Annotated in this window: 12 protein-coding genes; 4 read left to right on the forward strand and 8 right to left on the reverse strand. The window is 67.3% G+C overall.

Features of this window, described 5'->3' with window-relative positions; translation table 11 throughout:
• Nucleotides 1-222: 222 nt before the first annotated feature.
• Together FHW78_RS14095 and ugpC are read right to left on the reverse strand one after the other, a co-directional pair.
• The gene (locus FHW78_RS14095) at nucleotides 223-3,093 is read right to left on the reverse strand and encodes a ThuA domain-containing protein (RefSeq protein ID WP_183641871.1); all 2,871 of its coding nucleotides are present in this window, start codon (nucleotides 3,091-3,093) and stop codon (nucleotides 223-225) included.
• A 162-nt stretch (nucleotides 3,094-3,255) separates the two neighbouring features.
• Nucleotides 3,256-4,338 (reverse strand): sn-glycerol-3-phosphate ABC transporter ATP-binding protein UgpC, encoded by a 1,083-nt coding sequence (gene ugpC / locus FHW78_RS14100; protein ID WP_183641875.1) that lies wholly within the window; start codon nucleotides 4,336-4,338, stop codon nucleotides 3,256-3,258.
• A 210-nt stretch (nucleotides 4,339-4,548) separates the two neighbouring features.
• Here ugpC and FHW78_RS14105 point away from each other — a divergent pair, with 210 nt between their 5' ends.
• The 4 genes from FHW78_RS14105 to FHW78_RS14120 all read left to right on the forward strand — a co-directional run bounded on the left by FHW78_RS14105 (nucleotide 4,549) and on the right by FHW78_RS14120 (nucleotide 9,849).
• On the forward strand, nucleotides 4,549-5,910 hold the full coding sequence (locus FHW78_RS14105) for a GH1 family beta-glucosidase (RefSeq protein ID WP_141453107.1): 1,362 nt from the start codon (nucleotides 4,549-4,551) through the stop codon (nucleotides 5,908-5,910).
• A 58-nt stretch (nucleotides 5,911-5,968) separates the two neighbouring features.
• Nucleotides 5,969-6,979, forward strand: a complete 1,011-nt coding sequence (glk, locus tag FHW78_RS14110) for a glucokinase (RefSeq protein ID WP_183641878.1) — start codon at nucleotides 5,969-5,971, stop codon at nucleotides 6,977-6,979.
• Between the two features lie 257 nt (nucleotides 6,980-7,236).
• Nucleotides 7,237-9,147 (forward strand): phosphogluconate dehydratase, encoded by a 1,911-nt coding sequence (gene edd, locus FHW78_RS14115; protein ID WP_183641881.1) that lies wholly within the window; start codon nucleotides 7,237-7,239, stop codon nucleotides 9,145-9,147.
• 45 nt (nucleotides 9,148-9,192) lie between these two features.
• The gene (locus FHW78_RS14120; RefSeq protein WP_183641884.1) at nucleotides 9,193-9,849 is read left to right on the forward strand and encodes a bifunctional 4-hydroxy-2-oxoglutarate aldolase/2-dehydro-3-deoxy-phosphogluconate aldolase; all 657 of its coding nucleotides are present in this window, start codon (nucleotides 9,193-9,195) and stop codon (nucleotides 9,847-9,849) included.
• A gap of 125 nt (nucleotides 9,850-9,974) precedes the next feature.
• On the opposite strand, the gene FHW78_RS14125 is transcribed toward FHW78_RS14120, so the two are convergent.
• The 6 genes from FHW78_RS14125 to FHW78_RS14150 form a co-directional block, all read right to left on the reverse strand.
• Nucleotides 9,975-10,676, reverse strand: coding sequence for a hypothetical protein (locus tag FHW78_RS14125; RefSeq protein WP_183641887.1), 702 nt, complete (start codon nucleotides 10,674-10,676; stop codon nucleotides 9,975-9,977).
• A 255-nt stretch (nucleotides 10,677-10,931) separates the two neighbouring features.
• A complete protein-coding gene (locus FHW78_RS14130) occupies nucleotides 10,932-11,783 on the reverse strand; it encodes a carbohydrate ABC transporter permease (protein WP_183641890.1) in 852 nt (283 codons plus the stop codon).
• Nucleotides 11,780-12,664, reverse strand: coding sequence for a sugar ABC transporter permease (locus tag FHW78_RS14135; RefSeq protein WP_183641894.1), 885 nt, complete (start codon nucleotides 12,662-12,664; stop codon nucleotides 11,780-11,782). The genes FHW78_RS14130 and FHW78_RS14135 overlap by 4 nt, the downstream gene beginning before the upstream one ends.
• The gene (locus tag FHW78_RS14140; RefSeq protein ID WP_183641898.1) at nucleotides 12,661-14,004 is read right to left on the reverse strand and encodes a sugar ABC transporter substrate-binding protein; all 1,344 of its coding nucleotides are present in this window, start codon (nucleotides 14,002-14,004) and stop codon (nucleotides 12,661-12,663) included. The genes FHW78_RS14135 and FHW78_RS14140 overlap by 4 nt, the downstream gene beginning before the upstream one ends.
• A gap of 13 nt (nucleotides 14,005-14,017) precedes the next feature.
• Nucleotides 14,018-15,643: a glucoamylase family protein gene (locus FHW78_RS14145; protein WP_183641901.1), complete on the reverse strand. Its 1,626-nt coding sequence runs from the start codon at nucleotides 15,641-15,643 to the stop codon at nucleotides 14,018-14,020.
• Nucleotides 15,644-15,734: 91 nt separating this feature from the next.
• Nucleotides 15,735-17,258, reverse strand: a complete 1,524-nt coding sequence (locus FHW78_RS14150) for a tryptophan halogenase family protein (RefSeq protein WP_183641905.1) — start codon at nucleotides 17,256-17,258, stop codon at nucleotides 15,735-15,737.
• Between the last annotated feature and the right edge of the window lie 13 nt (nucleotides 17,259-17,271).

Below are 17,271 nucleotides of genomic sequence, written 5' to 3' on the forward strand. Positions count from 1 at the left end.
CCCCCTTTGCAAAAAGGGGGACCGAGGGGGATTTGCCTTTTGCTTTATCCGGAAGCCCTCAATGCCCAGTCCAGATACCGCGCACTCGCATCGATATCGTTCGCGCTGAATCCCGCCGCCTGCGACCTCGCCGTTCCTCCCCCTTTGCAGCGCTTCCCAACAGCCGAATGGCTGGTCAAAAGGGGAACCGAGGGGGATTTGCCTTTGCTTTTTCCGGAGCCCTCAACGCTTGTCCAGATACCCCGCGATCGCATCGATATCGTTCGCGCTGAGCCCCGCCGCCTGCGCGCGCATCGCGCCGTGGGTAAGCGTGTCGACGATGTAGGCGCGGCTGCGGCTTTCCAGCAGCGCGCGCGGGGGGATGTTGCCCTGCGGGTGATCGTGGCAGGCCGCGCAGCGTTGCTTGAACAGGGCCTCCCCATCCAGTCCCGAGTCGGCCGCCGTCGGGGCTTGCGAAACACCCGCGGCATCGGCGACGACCTTCGGCGGCACGCGTGCGGGCGCGCCGGGACCGAATGCCTGGATCCGATCCGTCCCCACCACCACCTCGCCATGGGCGAACACCGGTTCGTTGTACTTGCCCGAGGTGTGCAACTGGCCCGGCGCGCTCTTCCACAACAGATCCAGCGTGTGGCCTTCCAGCGCGTACAGGACCGGTGCGGGCGCGCCAGGGCCTGCCAGCGGCGCGGAGCGGCGGGCGTTCTCGTCGAGGACCCAGACGATCGGATCCCGCGCGCCGTCGCTGCTGATCACCGGCGACCCGGGATTGATGAAGACCAGTTCCATCTGCCGGCGCGCGATCGCCAGGTGCGCGGGCTGTCCGGGCGTGGTCACCACGCGCAGCTTGACCAGCGACGGCGGGACCGCGTCCGCCGAACCTTCGGCACGCCGGGTGTTGCCAGTCATGTAGACATGGATCGCGCCGCTATCGTCCCGGTGATACGCGGGCACCGAACGGCCGCGCGCCTGATCCATCGCCGCGTCCTGCTCCGAGTACGGGCCAAACACGCTCAGCGGTCCGCGCCCGGCGAACTGCGGTTGCCGCTGCGGCGGCAGCAACGAACCGTCGCTGGCCGCGCTTCCGCCGCAGGCCGGGCGTTGGTCCAGTTTTCCGGGCAGATGATCGCGGTCTAGCAGGTACGCGTTGCCCTGCTTGCCGCCGACCACCATCAGGCGCGTCGTCGTGGTCTGCGCGGGCTCCAGATCCGCCAGCAGGCTGGCGCCACCGGATCCCAGATCGATATCCATCTTCGCGCTGCCGCAATGATTGAACGGCGTGTAGGTGCCCCGCAGTCGCAGGCCGACATCGGCGGAGTCGGACAGTTTCAGGACCGATTGGGTCCAGTCATGCGACTGGTCGCGGTAGCCGTTGAACCCGCTGCCGGTGACCACGAACACGTCGCCTGCCGCGTCGATCGCCGGTCCCCCCGCGCCCCAGATGCCGCCGCTGCCACGATGCGGCATCGCCGCCGCGGCGAACGCGCTGGCCACCCGCGGACGCCGCGTATCGACCGCGACCAACCAGCCGGTTTCGGTCTCGCCGAAAGTCACGTACAACCGTGAACCATCCGGGCTCAGGTTGAGCGCGCCACGTTGCACGCGAAAATCGAAACGCCGTTTCGGCGGCACCGGCGACGGGCCGGCATTGGCGTTGACCGCGTTGAAGCGCGTCTCGTCCAGTCGCACCGGCCAGCCCTCGATGACCTTGCCGCTGCCGATGTCCAGCGCGTACGCCTGCCAGCGCTCCTTCGGATCGCAACTGGTGACATAGATCCGCCCCCGTGCCGTGTCGATCACCGGTGTGCTCAACACGCCGGTCGGCACCGCATCCAGCGGCGCGGGTTGCAGGTGACAGGGTGGCGCCAGCCGCGTGCGCCAGAGGATGCGCCCGGGCGCCACGTCGCCGGCCTTGCCGGCGTTGATCGCATACACGTAGCCATGATTGCTGGCGGCGAACACGACCTTGAAGGTCTGGCCGCGGTGCTGGCCTTCGCTCATGCGGACCTGTTCCAGGTACAACGGCGAGGCGTACAGGCGTGGCGCCTGGCCTTCGTAGGCATCCAGCGGCGGCGATTCCCACAGCAGGCCGAACGAGGGATCTTCCAGTTGGGCCCGCGTTGGCGCGGTTCCTTGGCGATGCCAGCCACTGCGCTGACGATCCGCATGGAAGGTGGTGACGTCACGCACCGACGCGGTGACCGCGCGGGAAGTGCCGGTGACCGCGGGCGGCGCCGGCGTGGCGGGAGCCGGCGACTGCGCGCCGTCGTCGGGAACCTCGATGCCGGCGGTCCACAGGATCGCGTTCAACAACACCCGCCGCAACATCGGCTGCTCCAGCGCGGCCAGGAAATGCGCGCCGCTGTAACCGAACGAACGGCCGCCGTCCGGGCGTTCGTAGGCCCAGCCCACGGTGACCGTTTCGGCGCGGTCCTCCACCACGTCCGCGCCATCGCGGTACTGCGCGTGCAGGGTGCTGCGCAGCACCGGCCGCACGCCGCTCGCGGCAAAGCGCAGGGTCGGATAGAACTCGTCGCGGTAGGTAAACGCATCCACCCCACGGATGATCGGGTGCGCAGCATCGGCGGGCGACACCGTTGCGGTCTCGGTGGTGCGATCGAACATGCCCACGCGTTCGGCGCCCAGCCAGGCACGCAGATCCAGCGACGCATCGTCGGCCGGCACGGTGGAGGCCTGGTGCAGTGCGACCAGCCCGACGCCCTGCCGGACCAGTTCGCCCAACTGTTCGCGATGCGCGGCATCACGCAGCGGGTGCCGGTCCAGTCCGTCGAAATACAGCACCACGGTCGAAGCGCCCCGCAACGCGGCGGGATCCGCCGGCCAGCCCCGTTCGTACACGACGATCTCCGCGCCACGCCCCTGCGGCGATTCACCCAGCATCGACGCCAGCCGCTGCACGCCCTCGGCATAGGCATGCCGCCCCGGGCCCTCGCTGCCAACCCCGCCGATCAGCACGATCCTGCGGCCCGCGCCCGGTCCGTCACAGGCGCCGGCCAGCAACACCAGCAGCGCAAGGCCGACGCGCAGCGCGGCGCGGAATCGCGCACGCGCCCATCTCCTGTCCCTCTTCCGCACTGGCCCCTCTCCCGTGACGGACGTTCGCAAACCTTGCTCACGAGGCTAGGACGGGCACGAGGCGGATGGAATCCGCTGCCGCTACGTTCTGAGGCTAGATTTTGTTGCCTGCGGCGGACAGGCAAGCGACGGCGAAGCCGGGCCAGGGCCCGCCTCGCGGGTTCACCGCAGGCGGCGACCGCTTTCCGGGTCGAAGAAATGCAGGTGCGCCGGATCCACCGCCAGGCGCAGGCCGGCACCCGCGCGCGGGAGCTGTCGTGGCGGCAACCGCGAGACCAGCGCATGGGGACCGAGGGTCATGTTCACGAACACCTCGCTGCCGACCGGCTCCACCACTTCCACCAGCGTGTCGAAACCGGCCTCGTCCGGTACGACCGGTCGCAGATGTTCCGGGCGCACGCCCATCGCCACCGTCCTGCCCAGCCAGTCCTCGCCTGCCCGCGCGTCGCCGAGCGGAATCGACAGGCCCGCGTCGAGCACCAGCCGCAGCCCTCCCGCGTGCTCCAGGCGCCCGTGCAGCACGTTCATCGCCGGGCTGCCGAGAAAGCCGGCGACGAACAGGTTGGCCGGATGCTCATACAGCGCCATCGGCGTGTCGATCTGCTGGATCTGGCCGTCCTTGAGCACCACGATGCGCTGGCCGAGGGTCATCGCCTCGACCTGATCGTGGGTCACGTAGATCATGGTCGCGCCCAACTGGCGATGCAGCCGCGCGATTTCGGTGCGCATCGAATGGCGCAGCTTGGCGTCCAGGTTCGACAGCGGTTCGTCGAGCAGGAACACCGCCGGCTCGCGCACCAGTGCCCGTCCCAGCGCGACCCGCTGGCGCTGGCCGCCGGACATCTCGCGCGGCAGCTTGTCCAGCATCTGGCCCAGGCCCAGCGTGTCGGCAGCGGCATTGACCCGTTGTTCGATCACCGCGCGCGGATGCCCGCGCAGCTTCAATCCGAAGGCCAGGTTCTCGGCCACCGTCATGTGCGGATACAACGCGTAGTTCTGGAACACCATGGCGATGTCGCGATCCTTGGGCGCGACCTCGTTGACCACCCGGTCACCGATCGACAACGTGCCACCGGAGATTTCCTCCAGCCCGGCGATCATCCGCAGCAGGGTCGACTTGCCGCAGCCGGACGGGCCGACCAACACCATCAGTTCGCCGTCGGCGACCTCGAAACTCGCCCCGTGCACGGCCACCTGGCCGTTGCCGTAGACCTTGCGGACATTGTCCAGCCGCACACTCGCCATCTGCTCTCCCGGGCGGCCTGCGCCACCGTGTTGTCGGACCTGCCGCCGGGCCCCTCCCGGTGCAGCGGCCTGCATACGAATGCACGCCGTCACTCAATGACCACCTTCCCATTTCCCAACCCGGGAAGTTGGGTTATTCTGCCATGTAATCGTTTTCACAACGCAATCACCCCCACTTTTCTCAAATTTGCCGACACCGCCGGAGGGGCCATGTCGAAGTCTTATCGTTTCCCCGAGAACTTCATCTGGGGCAGCGCCACCGCCGCCTACCAGATCGAGGGTTCCCCGTTGGCCGACGGCGCCGGTCCCAGCATCTGGCAGCGCTTCGCCCACACCCCGGGCCGCATGCTCAACAACGACACCGGCGACGTGGCCTGCGACCACTACAACCGCTGGCGCGAGGACATCGGCCTGATGAAGGAACTGGGCATGCAGGCCTACCGCTTCAGCGTGTCCTGGAGCCGGGTGATGCCCGAGGGCCGCGGCCGCATCAACCAGAAGGGCCTGGACTTCTACGAGCGGCTGGTCGACACGCTCCTGGAGAACGGCATCCAGCCCACCGCGACGCTGTTCCACTGGGATCTGCCGGCGGCGCTGGACGACCGCGGCGGCTGGCTGAACCCGGACATCGCCGACTGGTTCGCCGAATACAGCGAAGTGATGTTCAAGCGCCTGGACGGCCGCATCAAGCGCTGGGCCACGCTCAACGAACCCTGGGTGGTCACCGACGGCGGCTATCTGCACGGCGCGCTGGCGCCCGGCCACCGCAACCGCTTCGAGGCGCCGATCGCCTCGCATCACCTGCTGCGCTCGCACGGCAAGTCGGTGCAGGCCTACCGCGCCATCGGCAAGCATGAGATCGGCCTGGTGGTGAACATCGAGCCCAAGTACCCGGCCAGCGACAGCCCCGAGGACCTGGCCGCGACCCGCCGCGCCGAGGCGTACATGAACCGCCAGTACCTGGACCCGGTGTTCTTCGGCACCTATCCGGAAGAACTGCGCGAAATCTTCGGCGAGGCCTGGCCGGAATGGCCGCAGGCGGACATGGACCTGATCCGCCAGCCGCTGGACTTCATCGGCGTCAACTACTACACCCGCAACGTGTCCCGCCACGACGAGTCGAACTGGCCGCTCAAGGTCTCGCCGGTCCGGCAGACGCAGCATACGTATACGGAGACCGGCTGGGAGGTCTTCCCGCAGGGCCTGACCGATACACTCACCTGGGTCAAGGACCGCTACGGGAATCCCAAGGTGTTCATCACCGAGAACGGCGCCGCCTTCTTCGATCCGCCCAAGGCCGAGCGCGGCCGCGTGCGCGATCCGCTGCGCCTGAGCTACCTGCGCCAGCACCTGCGCGCGGTGCACGCGGCCATCGAGGCCGGCTGCGACATCGGCGGCTATTACGTCTGGTCGCTGCTGGACAACCTGGAATGGTCGCTGGGCTACTCCAAGCGCTTCGGCATCATCCACGTGGACTTCGACAGCCAGACCCGTACACCGAAGGACAGTGCACGCTATTATGCGAAGGTCGTGGCCAGCCATGGCGACGCACTGACCAACGAGGACGACTGAGGCGAATGCGGCGGACTACTTTTTGCGGCCACGACCCCTTCAAGAGTAATCACCCCGCATGAGCACCGATAACCGGGTCCTGCTCGCCGACATCGGCGGCACCAATGCACGCTTCGCGCTGGCCGACGCCAGCGCCGCCGCGCCGCTGCTGGAAGACAGCGTGCGCGGCTTCGCGGTGGCGGATTTCCCGTCGCTGGCCGATGCCGCCCAGCACTATCTGGACGAGGTCGGCGCCGAACAGTCCGGTCTGGAAATCCGCAACGGCGTGTTCGCCGTGGCCGGCCGCGTCGACGGCGACGAGGCGCGCATCACCAACCATCCGTGGGTCATTTCGCTGTCGCGCACCCGCGACGCGCTGGGCTTCGACGACCTGCGCCTGGTCAACGATTTCGCCGCCCAGGCGATGGCGCTGCCGCTGCTGGGCAGCCAGGACGTGGTCGCGATTGGTATTCCCGACTGGACGCCGGATCCGCAGCCGGTCAACCGCAACTACGCGGTGATCGGCCCCGGTACCGGACTGGGCGTGGGCGGCCTGATCATCCGCGACGGCCGCAATTTCCCGCTCGAAACCGAAGGTGGCCACGTCAGCTTCGCGCCGGGCACGCCGCAGGAAATCGAAGTCCTGCAACGCCTGTCGGCGCAGTTCGGCCGCGTCTCGATCGAGCGCCTGATCTGCGGCCCCGGCCTGGTCAACCTGCATCGCGCGCTCAGCGAGATCGCGGGCGAGGATCCGGGCAACCTGCAGCCGGCCGACGTGACCGCGCGCGCGGCCACCGGCGACGCGCGCAGCAACAACACCATCGACGTGTTCTGCGCCGTGTTCGGCGCGGTCGCCGGCGATCTGGTGCTGACCCTCGGCGCGTGGGACGGCGTGTTCCTGACCGGCGGGCTGGTGCCGAAACTGCTGACCTCGCTGCAGCATTCCGGCTTCCGCCAGCGCTTCGAACACAAGGGGCGCTTCTCCGCCAACATGGCGCGCGTGCCGACCCTGGCCATCGTCCATCCGCGTCCGGGCCTGCTCGGCGCGGCGGCGATCGCGGTGGAAGCCTACGGCGCCTCGCGCCGATAACGCCGACCGCCCGCATGGCGGGCTGGTCTGGCTTTGGTCACTTTCTTTGCCGGCGCAAAAGGTAGAAAGTTGAGGGGTTCTCCGTTGTCCGCCACGCATCGGCGGCGACGTCGGCCTGGAACCCGCGTGCAGGCCGGACACATGCTTGCCCTGCCCCGGCAAGGCGCAGTCCGGCACGCGCCGCTGCGTGGACACCGACGACGCCCTGCCCACGGCCAGCGGCGCACACTCGTCCTTTCGCAGTCCAGCCGACGCCAATGAGCCTGCATCCGCGCATCCAAGAAGTCACCGAACGCATCCGCCAACGCAGCCTGCCCTTGCGGCGCGCGTACCTGGCCGGCATCGACGCGGCCAACGCCGCCGGGCCGCACCGCAGCCGCCTGAGCTGCGGCAACCTGGCGCATGCCTTCGCCGCCTGCGGACCGACCGACAAGGATCGCCTGCGCGCCGACGCCACCCCGAACCTGGGCATCGTCAACGCCTACAACGACATGCTGTCGGCGCACCAGCCGTTCGAGACCTATCCGGAATTGATCCGTGACGTCGCGCGTTCGCTCGGCGCCACCGCGCAGGTCGCCGGCGGCGTGCCGGCGATGTGCGACGGCGTCACCCAGGGCCGCCCCGGCATGGAGCTGTCGCTGTTCTCGCGCGACGTGATCGCCCAGGCCACCGCGATATCGCTGAGCCACGACATGTTCGACGCCGCGCTGTACCTGGGCGTGTGCGACAAGATCGTGCCGGGCCTGCTGATCGGCGCGCTCGCGTTCGGCCATCTGCCGGCGGTGTTCGTGCCGGCCGGGCCGATGACGCCGGGCATTCCCAACAAGAAGAAGGCCGAGGTGCGCGAACGTTACGCCGCCGGCGAGGCCAGTCGCGAGGAACTGCTGGAAGCCGAGTCGGCCAGCTACCACGCGCCGGGCACCTGCACCTTCTACGGCACCGCCAATTCCAACCAGGTGCTGCTGGAAGCGATGGGCATGCAGTTGCCCGGCACCTCGTTCGTCAATCCGGACCAGCCGCTGCGCGACGTGCTGACCCGCGCCGCCGCCGAGCACGCCCTGCGCATCACCGCGCTCGGCGACGACTATCGTCCGATCGGCCACCTGATCGACGAACGCGCCATCGTCAACGCGATGGCCGCGCTGATGGCCACCGGCGGCTCCACCAACCACACCATCCACTGGGTCGCGGTGGCGCGCGCGGCCGGCATCGTCCTCACCTGGGACGACATCGATCTGATCTCGCGCACCGTGCCGTTGCTTGCCCGCGTGTATCCCAACGGCGAGGCCGACGTGAACCGCTTCGCCGCCGCCGGCGGCACCCAGTTCGTGTTCCGCGAATTGCTCGACGCCGGGATGATGCACGACCTGCCCACCATCGTCCCCGGCGGCATGCGCGCTTTCTGCGAGGAACCGCGCCTGCAGGACGGCCGGCTGGCCTACGCGCCCGGCATCGCCGAAAGCGCCGACCCCGAAGTGGTGCGCCCGGTCGCCAACGCCTTCGAATCGCAGGGCGGCCTGCGCCTGCTGCGCGGCAACCTCGGCCGTTCGCTGATCAAGACCTCGGCGGTCAAGCCCGAGTACCGCTTCATCGAAGCGCCGGCGGTGGTGGTCGATGATCCGCGCGCGCTCAACAAGCTGCACGCCGCCGGCGTGCTGCCGCACGACTTCGTCGCGGTGGTGCGCTACCAGGGACCGCGCGCCAATGGCATGCCGGAACTGCACTCGCTGGCGCCGCTGCTGGGCCTGCTGCAGAACCAGGGCCGGCGCGTGGCGCTGGTCACCGACGGCCGCCTGTCCGGCGCCTCCGGCAAGATTCCCGCCGCCATCCACCTGACCCCGGAAGCCGCCCGCGGCGGCCCGTTGGCAAAGCTGCGCGAAGGCGATCTCGTCCGCCTCGACGCCGAAGCCGGCGTGCTGGAGGCACTGGTGCCGGCGGAGGAATGGAACGCACGCGAACTGGCGCCGAACACCTCGCCCGCCGCGCTGGACATCGGCCGCAACCTGTTCGCGGTCAGCCGCGACGTGGTGACGCCGGCCGACCAGGGCGCGCTGTCGATTTCCTGCGGGCCGCCGTACCACAACGGCACCTGGGAATACGATTCGGAATACGAACTCGGCGACGTCGAGCACGCCGCCGAAGCCCCGCACGAAGCCAAGGACGCCTGAGCGTCACTCCGCATTCCCGCGACAACGCCTCCACCCGAATACGCCATGACCATCGAAGCCCGCCAACAGAAAGCCGAACAACTCCTCCGCGCCGCCAGCATCCTGCCGGTCGTCACCGTGCACACGCTGGACGAGGCACGCCGGGTTTCCGAGGCACTGCTGGCCGGCGGTCTGCCGGCCATCGAACTGACCCTGCGCACGCCGGTGGCGATGGAAGCGCTGGCGATGCTCAAGCGCGAACTGCCGGACATCGTGATCGGCGCCGGCACGGTGCTGACCGTCGAGCAGATGCAGCGCTCCATCGACGCGGGCGCGGACTTCCTGGTCACGCCGGGCACCACGACCGAGATGGCCGACGCGCTGGCCGATGCGGACGTACCGGTGGTACCGGGCGCGGCCACGCCGACCGAACTGCTGTCACTGATGGCACGCGGCTTCCGGGTATGCAAGCTGTTCCCCGCCTCCGCCGTCGGCGGCCTGGCAATGCTCAAGGGCCTGGCCGGCCCGCTGTCGGAACTGAAGCTGTGCCCCACCGGCGGCATCGGCGAGGACACCGCCGCCGACTACCTGTCGCAACCGAACGTGGTCTGCATCGGCGGCTCCTGGATGGTGCCCAAGAACTGGCTGGAAGCCGGCGAATGGGACAAGGTCCGCGAAAGCTCGGCCAAGGCCGCCGCCATCGTCCGCCGCGTGCGCGGCTGATTCCCCGCTTCCCTTTCCCTGTGGGAGCGACGTAAGTCGCGACCGGAACCTCGAATGCCAGGGGATCGTCAGCACGCCCCTCGGAACGGCAGTCGCGACTTACGTCGCTCCCACACACATCAGTCCTACAACGGCTCCTCTCCCCGATACAGCCGAAGGCCGAATCGCGCGCGCCACCAGCCACGCGCGAGCAGCAGGTGCCAGCCGACCAGCAGCAGGCCCAATTGCCACTCCAGCGCGTTCTCGATGCGGTCGCGCAATGCATCGTCGGCGACCAGCGCACCGGCCACGACATTGCCCACGCCCAGACCGAGCATGGCCAGGCACAGCACGGCCATCGCCTTCAGCGTCGCTGGCGGCATTAGACGCAGCACCCTCGCCCGCCGCATCAGCAGCAATTGGGCGAGGAACCCGAAACCGAAATACACGGTCACGCCGTAGCGCCGCAGGAATCCGTAGACCTCGCCTTCGGTGCCGAGGAAGGTCGCGTAGATCGCCAGCGCGGACGCGGAAAACAGTCCCAGCGCCAGCATCCACCGCCTGGCTGCCTTGCCTCCATCATCCCGCAACCAATGTCCGGCCACCCACCAGGTCGCGCCATGCAGGACCGCGCACGGAATCACCAACAGGCGGAACAGGTGATTGCCGAGCCCGTGCCGCGCCGCCCGGCTGATCGACGTGCATCCCTCCCAGTAAGGCACGCAGGCCGGCACATGTCCGGCCTGGATCGACAGCCACAACGCCAGATGCGTGGCCACCAGCAACAGCAGCGCCGCCGCCAGCGGCAGCGGCCAGAGCGGGATGAAACCGCGTTCGCCCATCGACATGCCGATACTCTACCTCCCCGTCCCCCTTGTAGGAGCGACGTCAGTCGCGACCGTCTTGCTTCAGGCCGGAAAGAAGCAGGCCAGACATCCCGAATCGCGACTTACGTCGCTCCCACAGTCGAAACGATCGCCCACTTGCCTTTGTGGGAGCGACGTAAGTCGCGATGCCTTCCGAACCAGGCAGCCATCCGACATGACGGACATCCCGGTCGCGACTGACGTCGCTCCTACACCGGATTGCGGGCAATGAATCCGTCAGCCCTTCACGCTGCCCAGCAGCAGGCCCTGGATGTAATAGCGCTGCAGCAGCAGGAACAGCAGCAGCACCGGCAGCACGGTGATGACCGCGCCGGCCATCATCATTTCCACGTCCATGATGTGTTCGCGCGAGAGCGAAGCCAGCGCCACCGGCAAGGTGTAATGTGCCTGGTCGGTCAGCACGATCAGCGGCCACATGAAGTCGTTCCAGGCCGCCATGAAGGTGAAGATGGCCAGCGTCACCAGCACCGGCTTGAGCATCGGCAGCACGACCTGGAAAAAAATCCGCAATTCGCTGGCGCCATCGATGCGCGCGGCTTCCAGCAGTTCGTCCGGGATGCTGCGCGCATACTGTCGCACCAGGAAGATGCCAAATACCGTCGCCAGCGCCGGCACGATCACGCCACCGAAACTGTTGACCAACCCCAACTGCTTCATCAGCAGGAACAGCGGAAGCATCGCCACCTGCGCCGGAATCACCAGCGCGGCCAGCAGCAGTTGGAAAATCCGGTCACGGCCGGTGAAGCGCAGCTTGGCGAACGCATAGCCGGCCATGGTGTTGACCAGCAGCGAGCCCACCGTGATGGCGCCCGACACCAGCAGGCTGTTGGCGAAGTTGTGCGCCATGCCGGTGCGCGCGAACAGTTCGTGGTAGTTCGCCAGGGTCGCCCCCGAGGGCAGCAACGGCGGCGGGAACCGGCTGGCTTCGCCGGCCGGCATGAACGAGACCGACACCATCCACAGCAGCGGCGCCAGGCTGATCAGCGCCAGCGCCAGCAGCGCGCCGTTGACCAACCAGCCTTGCCAGCGGGACGCGCCGACCTCGCGCGCAACGGCATGACGACTCATACCAGATCCTTCCTGCGCCCCAGGCGCAGCATCACGGTGGTCACCGCCAGGATGATCAGGAACAACAGGAAGGCCACCGCCGAGGCGCGGCCCAGCCGCCACCACTTGAAGCCTTCCTCGAACATGAAGTACAGGACGCTCACCGTGCTCTGCAGCGGATCGCCGCGGGTCATCACGTAGGGTTCGGCGAACAGTTGGAAGTAGCCGGACACCGTGATCACGCCGACCACCAGCAACACCGGTCCCAGCATCGGCAGGGTGATGTGCAGGAACTGTCGCCACTTGGAGGCGCCGTCGATGCGCGCGGCCTCATAGAGATCCTGCGGGATCGCCTGCAGGCCGGCCAGGAAGATGACCATGTTGTAGCCGAAGTTCTTCCACACCGCGAACAACATGATGGTCGGCATCGCCCAGCGCGGATCGCCCAGCCAGTCGATCGGTGCGATGCCCAAGTGGCCAAGCGCCCAGTTCACCAGCCCGTAGCTGGTGTGGAACAGGTAACGCCAGATCACCGCGACCGCCACCAGCGTGGTCACCACCGGCGCGAACAGCGCGGTGCGGAACAACGCCTTGAAGCGCGCGACCGGCGCGTTGAGCAGCATCGCCGCGCCCAGCGAAACCGCGATCGACAACGGCACGCCGACAACCACGAAGTACGTCGTGTTCCACAGCGACTTCCAGAACATCGGCGAGCGCAGCAGCTCCCAGTAATTGCCCAGGCCGACGAAACGCAGGTTGTCGGCATCGGCCAGCGCGTACAGATCGAAATCGGTCAGGCTCAGCAGCAGCGCCGAGAACACCGGCAGGCCGAAGAACACCGCCAACACGATGAGGGCCGGCCCGGCGAACACCCAGCCGGCCACCGAAGTCCGCCGCATCATGGCTGCGTTCCTTGCGTGGCGGGATGGTCGCGCTCGTACATCCAGCGGCGCTTCTCCAGGATGGCATCCACGCGCGCGTCCAGGTCCTCCACCGCCCGCTCCTGGCTCTGCCCGCCGCGCACCACCTGTTCGGTCACCACCCGCATTTCCTGGGCGATGCGTTCCCACTCCAGCACCTTCGGCGTGGGTTCGACCCGCTCCAGTTGATCCCGGAACGCGCGCGCGTATTCGTCATTGGCGAGCGCCGGATGCGCCCAGGTGCTGCGTCGCGGCGGCAGATCGCCGATCAGCGCGTGGAAACGCTGCTGGATCTCCGGCCGCGACAGGAATTCGATCAGTTTCCACGCCGCCGCCTTGCGCTCGGAACTGCGGAAGATCACCAGGCTGGTGCCACCGGCAATGCCCGCGCCAAGGCCGTCCGGACCGGGCAGCGGCATCGTGCCCCACTGATCGCGCAGATGGGCGGGCTGGCGCTTCTTGAATTCGCGGATGTTCCAGGGACCGGACAGGTAGAAGGCATAGAAGCCATTGAAGAATTCGTCCCAGACGTTGGAAATCTGGGTCTCGGACATCTTCGGCGCCCAGCCCTGCTCGAACATGTTGGCGTAGAAACCCAGCGCACGGCGGAAACCGGGACTGCGGAAATTGCCGCGGTTGTCGTGATCGCGCAATAACGGGTCCGGCATCTGCAAGGCCAGCGAAACCTGCTGCTCGAATTCGTTGACTGGCATCAGGATGGCGTAACGATCCGGGCCGGCGTTGCGCTTGATTGCCGCCATCGCCCGTTCCCATTCGGCCCAGGTGATCGGCGGCTTGTCGAAACCGGCTTGGCGCAACAGATCCTTGCGGTAGTACAGCAAGCGGGTGTCCACGTACCACGGCACGCCCAGCAATTGCCGCTCGACCACGGCGGTGTCCCAGATGCCGGGAAAGTAGTCGGCCTGCTCCACCACCTTCGAGCCGTCGACGTAGGCTTGCAGCGGCTCCAGCGTGCCCAGCGCGGCGAACTCCGGCAGCCAGGTATTGCCCAGCTGGCACAAATCCGGCAAGCCGTCGGCGGCGAATGCGGTCAGCAATTTTTCGTGCGCGGCCGTCCACGGGATGTTCTGCACCTCCACGTCGATGCCGGGGTTCTCGCGTTCGAACTCGGTCACCAGTTCGGCGACCACTTCGGCCTCGCGGCCCATCGCCCAGAAGGTCACTTTCTCGCGGCTGTCCTCGCGCGCGCAGCCGGCGGACAGCAGGACGCCCGCCAGCGCCAGCAGGAAAAGACAGCAGCGCACCAGGCAGCCCCCACCACCCGAGGGATGCCTGATGCCTGCCGGAGAGAACCTTGCCATGCGGACAGCTTACTTATTGCGGGGTCTGGTTGCGCGCCGGCGCCTCGGATTGCTGCTCGGCGGCCTGCGCCGCCCGCGATTCGGCCGTACCCAGGGCACGCGCGGCGGCGGCCTCCGGGTCGGCGTTGGCCGGCACCTGGATGGGCGCGCCCTCGGGCGTCATCCAGCCCCCTTCGAATCCGGCGCGCTCCAGTCCCTTGCGGATGTACGGATTCTTCTTCATCACTTCCCAGACGAAACCGTTCCGGTAGTTGGCGATCATGGTCAGGATCGGTCCCTGGTCGATGCCGATGTAGTCGCTGGCCACCCATCCCTGTCCCGGCACGATGCGCCCGGCCTTCAGCGGGATGTCGAAGTCGAAGCTGGGATTGAACGCATCCAGGAAGCCATAGCTGGAATACAGGTGCTCGCCGTAACGCTTGTGCATCTGCTCGGTCGCCGGGATCACGATCTCGGGAGCGAACGGCAGCGAGGCGATCGCCGCGGTCGGCGCGATGGTGCCGTCGTCGAAGTTCTCGCGGAAACCGACGCCGCGCGCGGAATAGTGGCGGAACTGGCGCTGTTCGCCGCGGTACTCCTGCAGGGTCTGCTGCGGACCATCGCTGGCGGTCAGGCCCCACACGTTCTCGCCATAGTCGCGCCACTTCATCGGGTTTTCCATGGCGTAGCTGCGCTGGGCGTAGGTGGCGCGGCGGCTGTTCTCGAAATAGTCGATGCCGCGCTCGCGCATGTAGGCGTCCTGGATACCACGGAAATCGATCCAGACGTGGCTGTACTGGTGGCCGAAATGCGGACCGAAGGTCAGGTATTCCTGTCCCTGGTAGACGCCCCACGACTCGCCGTAGGTACGTGTCCACACTTCCCAAGCTTCCGGACCAACCGGATGGGTCGGCGAACCCAGCGCCAGCACGTACAGCATCATGGCCTCGTTGTAGCCCTTCCAGTCGTGCGGGATCGTCCCGCTCTCGGGGAACCAGCCCATCGACACCAGCGGCTTGTTCTTCTGCAGCCAGGTCCAGTCCACCCGCTTGTACAGCGCGTCGGCCAAATCGCGGATTTCCTTCTCGCGCGGATCATCGCGGTCGTAATACGACTGCGCGAACAGCACGCCCATCATCAGCAGCGTGGTGTCCACGCTCGACAGCTCCACCCAACTGGCGTAGCGATGGCCGGTCTGCATGTCCAGGAAGTGATAGTAGAAGCCCTTGTAGCCACCCTTGCCTTCCGGCTGCGGTCCCTGCGGCAGCTCGCGGAAGAACTTCAGCGTGGTCAGGGTGCGATCCACCGCCTGGGTGCGGCTGACCCAGCCGTTCTCGATGCCGATCGGATACGCGGTCAAGGCGAAGCCGACCGAGGCGATGCTCGCGAACGGGCGCGACGGAAAACGATCCGGCGTCAGCCCGTTGAGTTCATTGGTGGTGTCCCAGAAGAACTGGAACGTGCGCCGCTCGATGTCGCGGAACAGCGGCGGCAGCTCCGGTTTCTCCGGTTTCTTCACCGCCGCCGGCGCCGGTTTCGCGGCCGTCGCCTTGGGCGCTTCGGCCGGCGCGGGTGCGCGGTTGCAGGCCGCCAGCAGGACCACCAGCAGCCCGGCCAGCCACGTCCAGTTCCGGTTTTCCCTGGCCCCGGTGTGGCCCATTTTGCCCGTAAACGTTTTCATTTCGAATCGGTGCTTGCCCTTCAGGATGCCGCATTCGCGGCTCAGTCGTGGGAATGGGAAAACCGGCGCATCAGAACGACACCGGTTCGGCCTTGCAATGGCGGTCGATGAACCGCTGGTGTTCCGGCATGGCATCGACGCAGGCACTGATCGTGCCGGCCACGCTTTCCATCAGCCGCTTGAGATCCGCGTCCGGGACGCGGTCCACCAAGGGGTGCCATCCGCGCGGTTCGATGCCTTGCCCGATCATCACCTGCACCCAGCTGATCTCGGCGAACATCTCGCTGGCGTTGCGGAAGAACCGCCCGCTGTCGCGGAACAGGTCCAGATTGGCGGTCAGGCTTTCCGGTATCGACATGTCGCGACACTGGCGCCAGAACGGCGAATCGTCGCGCTCGGTGGCGTTGTAATGGAGCACCAGGAAGTCGCGGATGCGCTCGAACTCGAACGCCAGCTGGTCGTTGTAGCGCTGCGCCAGCACTTCGTTGAAACCTTCGCGCGGGAACAGCTCCAGCAGTTTGGAAATGCCGGACTGGATCAGGTGGATGCTGGTCGACTCCAGCGGCTCCATGAAACCGCTGGCCAGGCCAAGCGCGACCACGTTGCGGTTCCAGCATTTCTTGCGGCGGCCGGTGGTGAAACGCAGCGGGCGCGGGTCCGCAAGTACCCGTCCGTCCAGGTTGGCCAGCAACGTGGCTGCCGCCTCGTCGTCGCTGATGTGCGCGCTGGAGTAGACGTAACCGTTGCCGGTGCGGTGCTGCAACGGGATGCGCCATTGCCAGCCGGCGCTGCGCGCGGTCGAACGGGTGAACGGCGTCGGCGGTCCCACCTTCTCGCACGGCACCGCGAGCGCGCGATCGCAGGGCAGCCAATGAGTGTAATCAATGTAGCCGGTATGCAGCGCTTCCTCGATCAACAGGCCACGAAAACCGGAGCAGTCGATGAACAGATCGCCGGCCACTTCCTCGCCCGAACGCAGGCGCAGCGAACGGACGTGTCCGTTCCCGGGATCCAGGATGACCTGATCGACAATGCCTTCGACCCGCTTCACGCCGAGGCGCTCGGAATAGGCGCGCAGGTATTTCGCGTAGAGACCGGCGTCGAAGTGATAGGCGTACGCGATGTTGGCCAGCGGCGAATCCGCCGGCACGTCGCTGGCGCCGGTCATGAACCGGCCACGTCGCGCGGCCAGGCTGTTGAGCGTATAGGCATCCAGCGACTGGGCCATGCCGGCCTTGCGTGCCTTGAACCAGTACTGCTGGAACGGCAGCAGACCGTAGGGATGGCCGATTTCCTGGCCGAAGCCATGGATATAGGTGTGGCCGTTCCGGTACCAGTCGACGAACTCGATGCCGAGCTTGAACGTTCCCTGGGTACTGCGGACGAAGTCGGCCTCGTCGATGCGCAGCAACTGGTTGAACGCCTTGATGTGCGGGACGGTCGCCTCGCCCACCCCGACGATGCCGATCTGTTCGGATTCCACCAGGGTGATGGCGTAATCCGGTCCCAGCACGCGGCCGAACGCGGCGGCGGCCATCCAGCCGGCGGTACCGCCGCCGACAATCACGATGTTGCGCAGGGACTGTGGATTCATGTTGCGGGTTCGT

The organism is Pseudoxanthomonas sp. OG2 (assembly GCF_014192765.1).
In the GTDB taxonomy this organism is placed as follows: domain Bacteria; phylum Pseudomonadota; class Gammaproteobacteria; order Xanthomonadales; family Xanthomonadaceae; genus Pseudoxanthomonas_A; species Pseudoxanthomonas_A beigongshangi.

Bases quoted from the DNA above. Each gene is read 5' to 3' on its own strand.
- ugpC (WP_183641875.1), bottom strand. From the start codon at position 4,338: ATGGCGAGTGTGCGGCTGGACAATGTCCGCAAGGTCTACGGCAACGGC.
- FHW78_RS14105 (WP_141453107.1), top strand. From the start codon at position 4,549: ATGTCGAAGTCTTATCGTTTCCCCGAGAACTTCATCTGGGGCAGCGCC.
- glk (WP_183641878.1), top strand. From the start codon at position 5,969: ATGAGCACCGATAACCGGGTCCTGCTCGCCGACATCGGCGGCACCAAT.
- edd (WP_183641881.1), top strand. From the start codon at position 7,237: ATGAGCCTGCATCCGCGCATCCAAGAAGTCACCGAACGCATCCGCCAA.
- FHW78_RS14120 (WP_183641884.1), top strand. From the start codon at position 9,193: ATGACCATCGAAGCCCGCCAACAGAAAGCCGAACAACTCCTCCGCGCC.
- FHW78_RS14125 (WP_183641887.1), bottom strand. From the start codon at position 10,676: ATGTCGATGGGCGAACGCGGTTTCATCCCGCTCTGGCCGCTGCCGCTG.
- FHW78_RS14130 (WP_183641890.1), bottom strand. From the start codon at position 11,783: ATGAGTCGTCATGCCGTTGCGCGCGAGGTCGGCGCGTCCCGCTGGCAA.
- FHW78_RS14135 (WP_183641894.1), bottom strand. From the start codon at position 12,664: ATGATGCGGCGGACTTCGGTGGCCGGCTGGGTGTTCGCCGGGCCGGCC.
- FHW78_RS14140 (WP_183641898.1), bottom strand. From the start codon at position 14,004: ATGGCAAGGTTCTCTCCGGCAGGCATCAGGCATCCCTCGGGTGGTGGG.
- FHW78_RS14145 (WP_183641901.1), bottom strand. From the start codon at position 15,643: ATGGGCCACACCGGGGCCAGGGAAAACCGGAACTGGACGTGGCTGGCC.
- FHW78_RS14150 (WP_183641905.1), bottom strand. From the start codon at position 17,258: ATGAATCCACAGTCCCTGCGCAACATCGTGATTGTCGGCGGCGGTACC.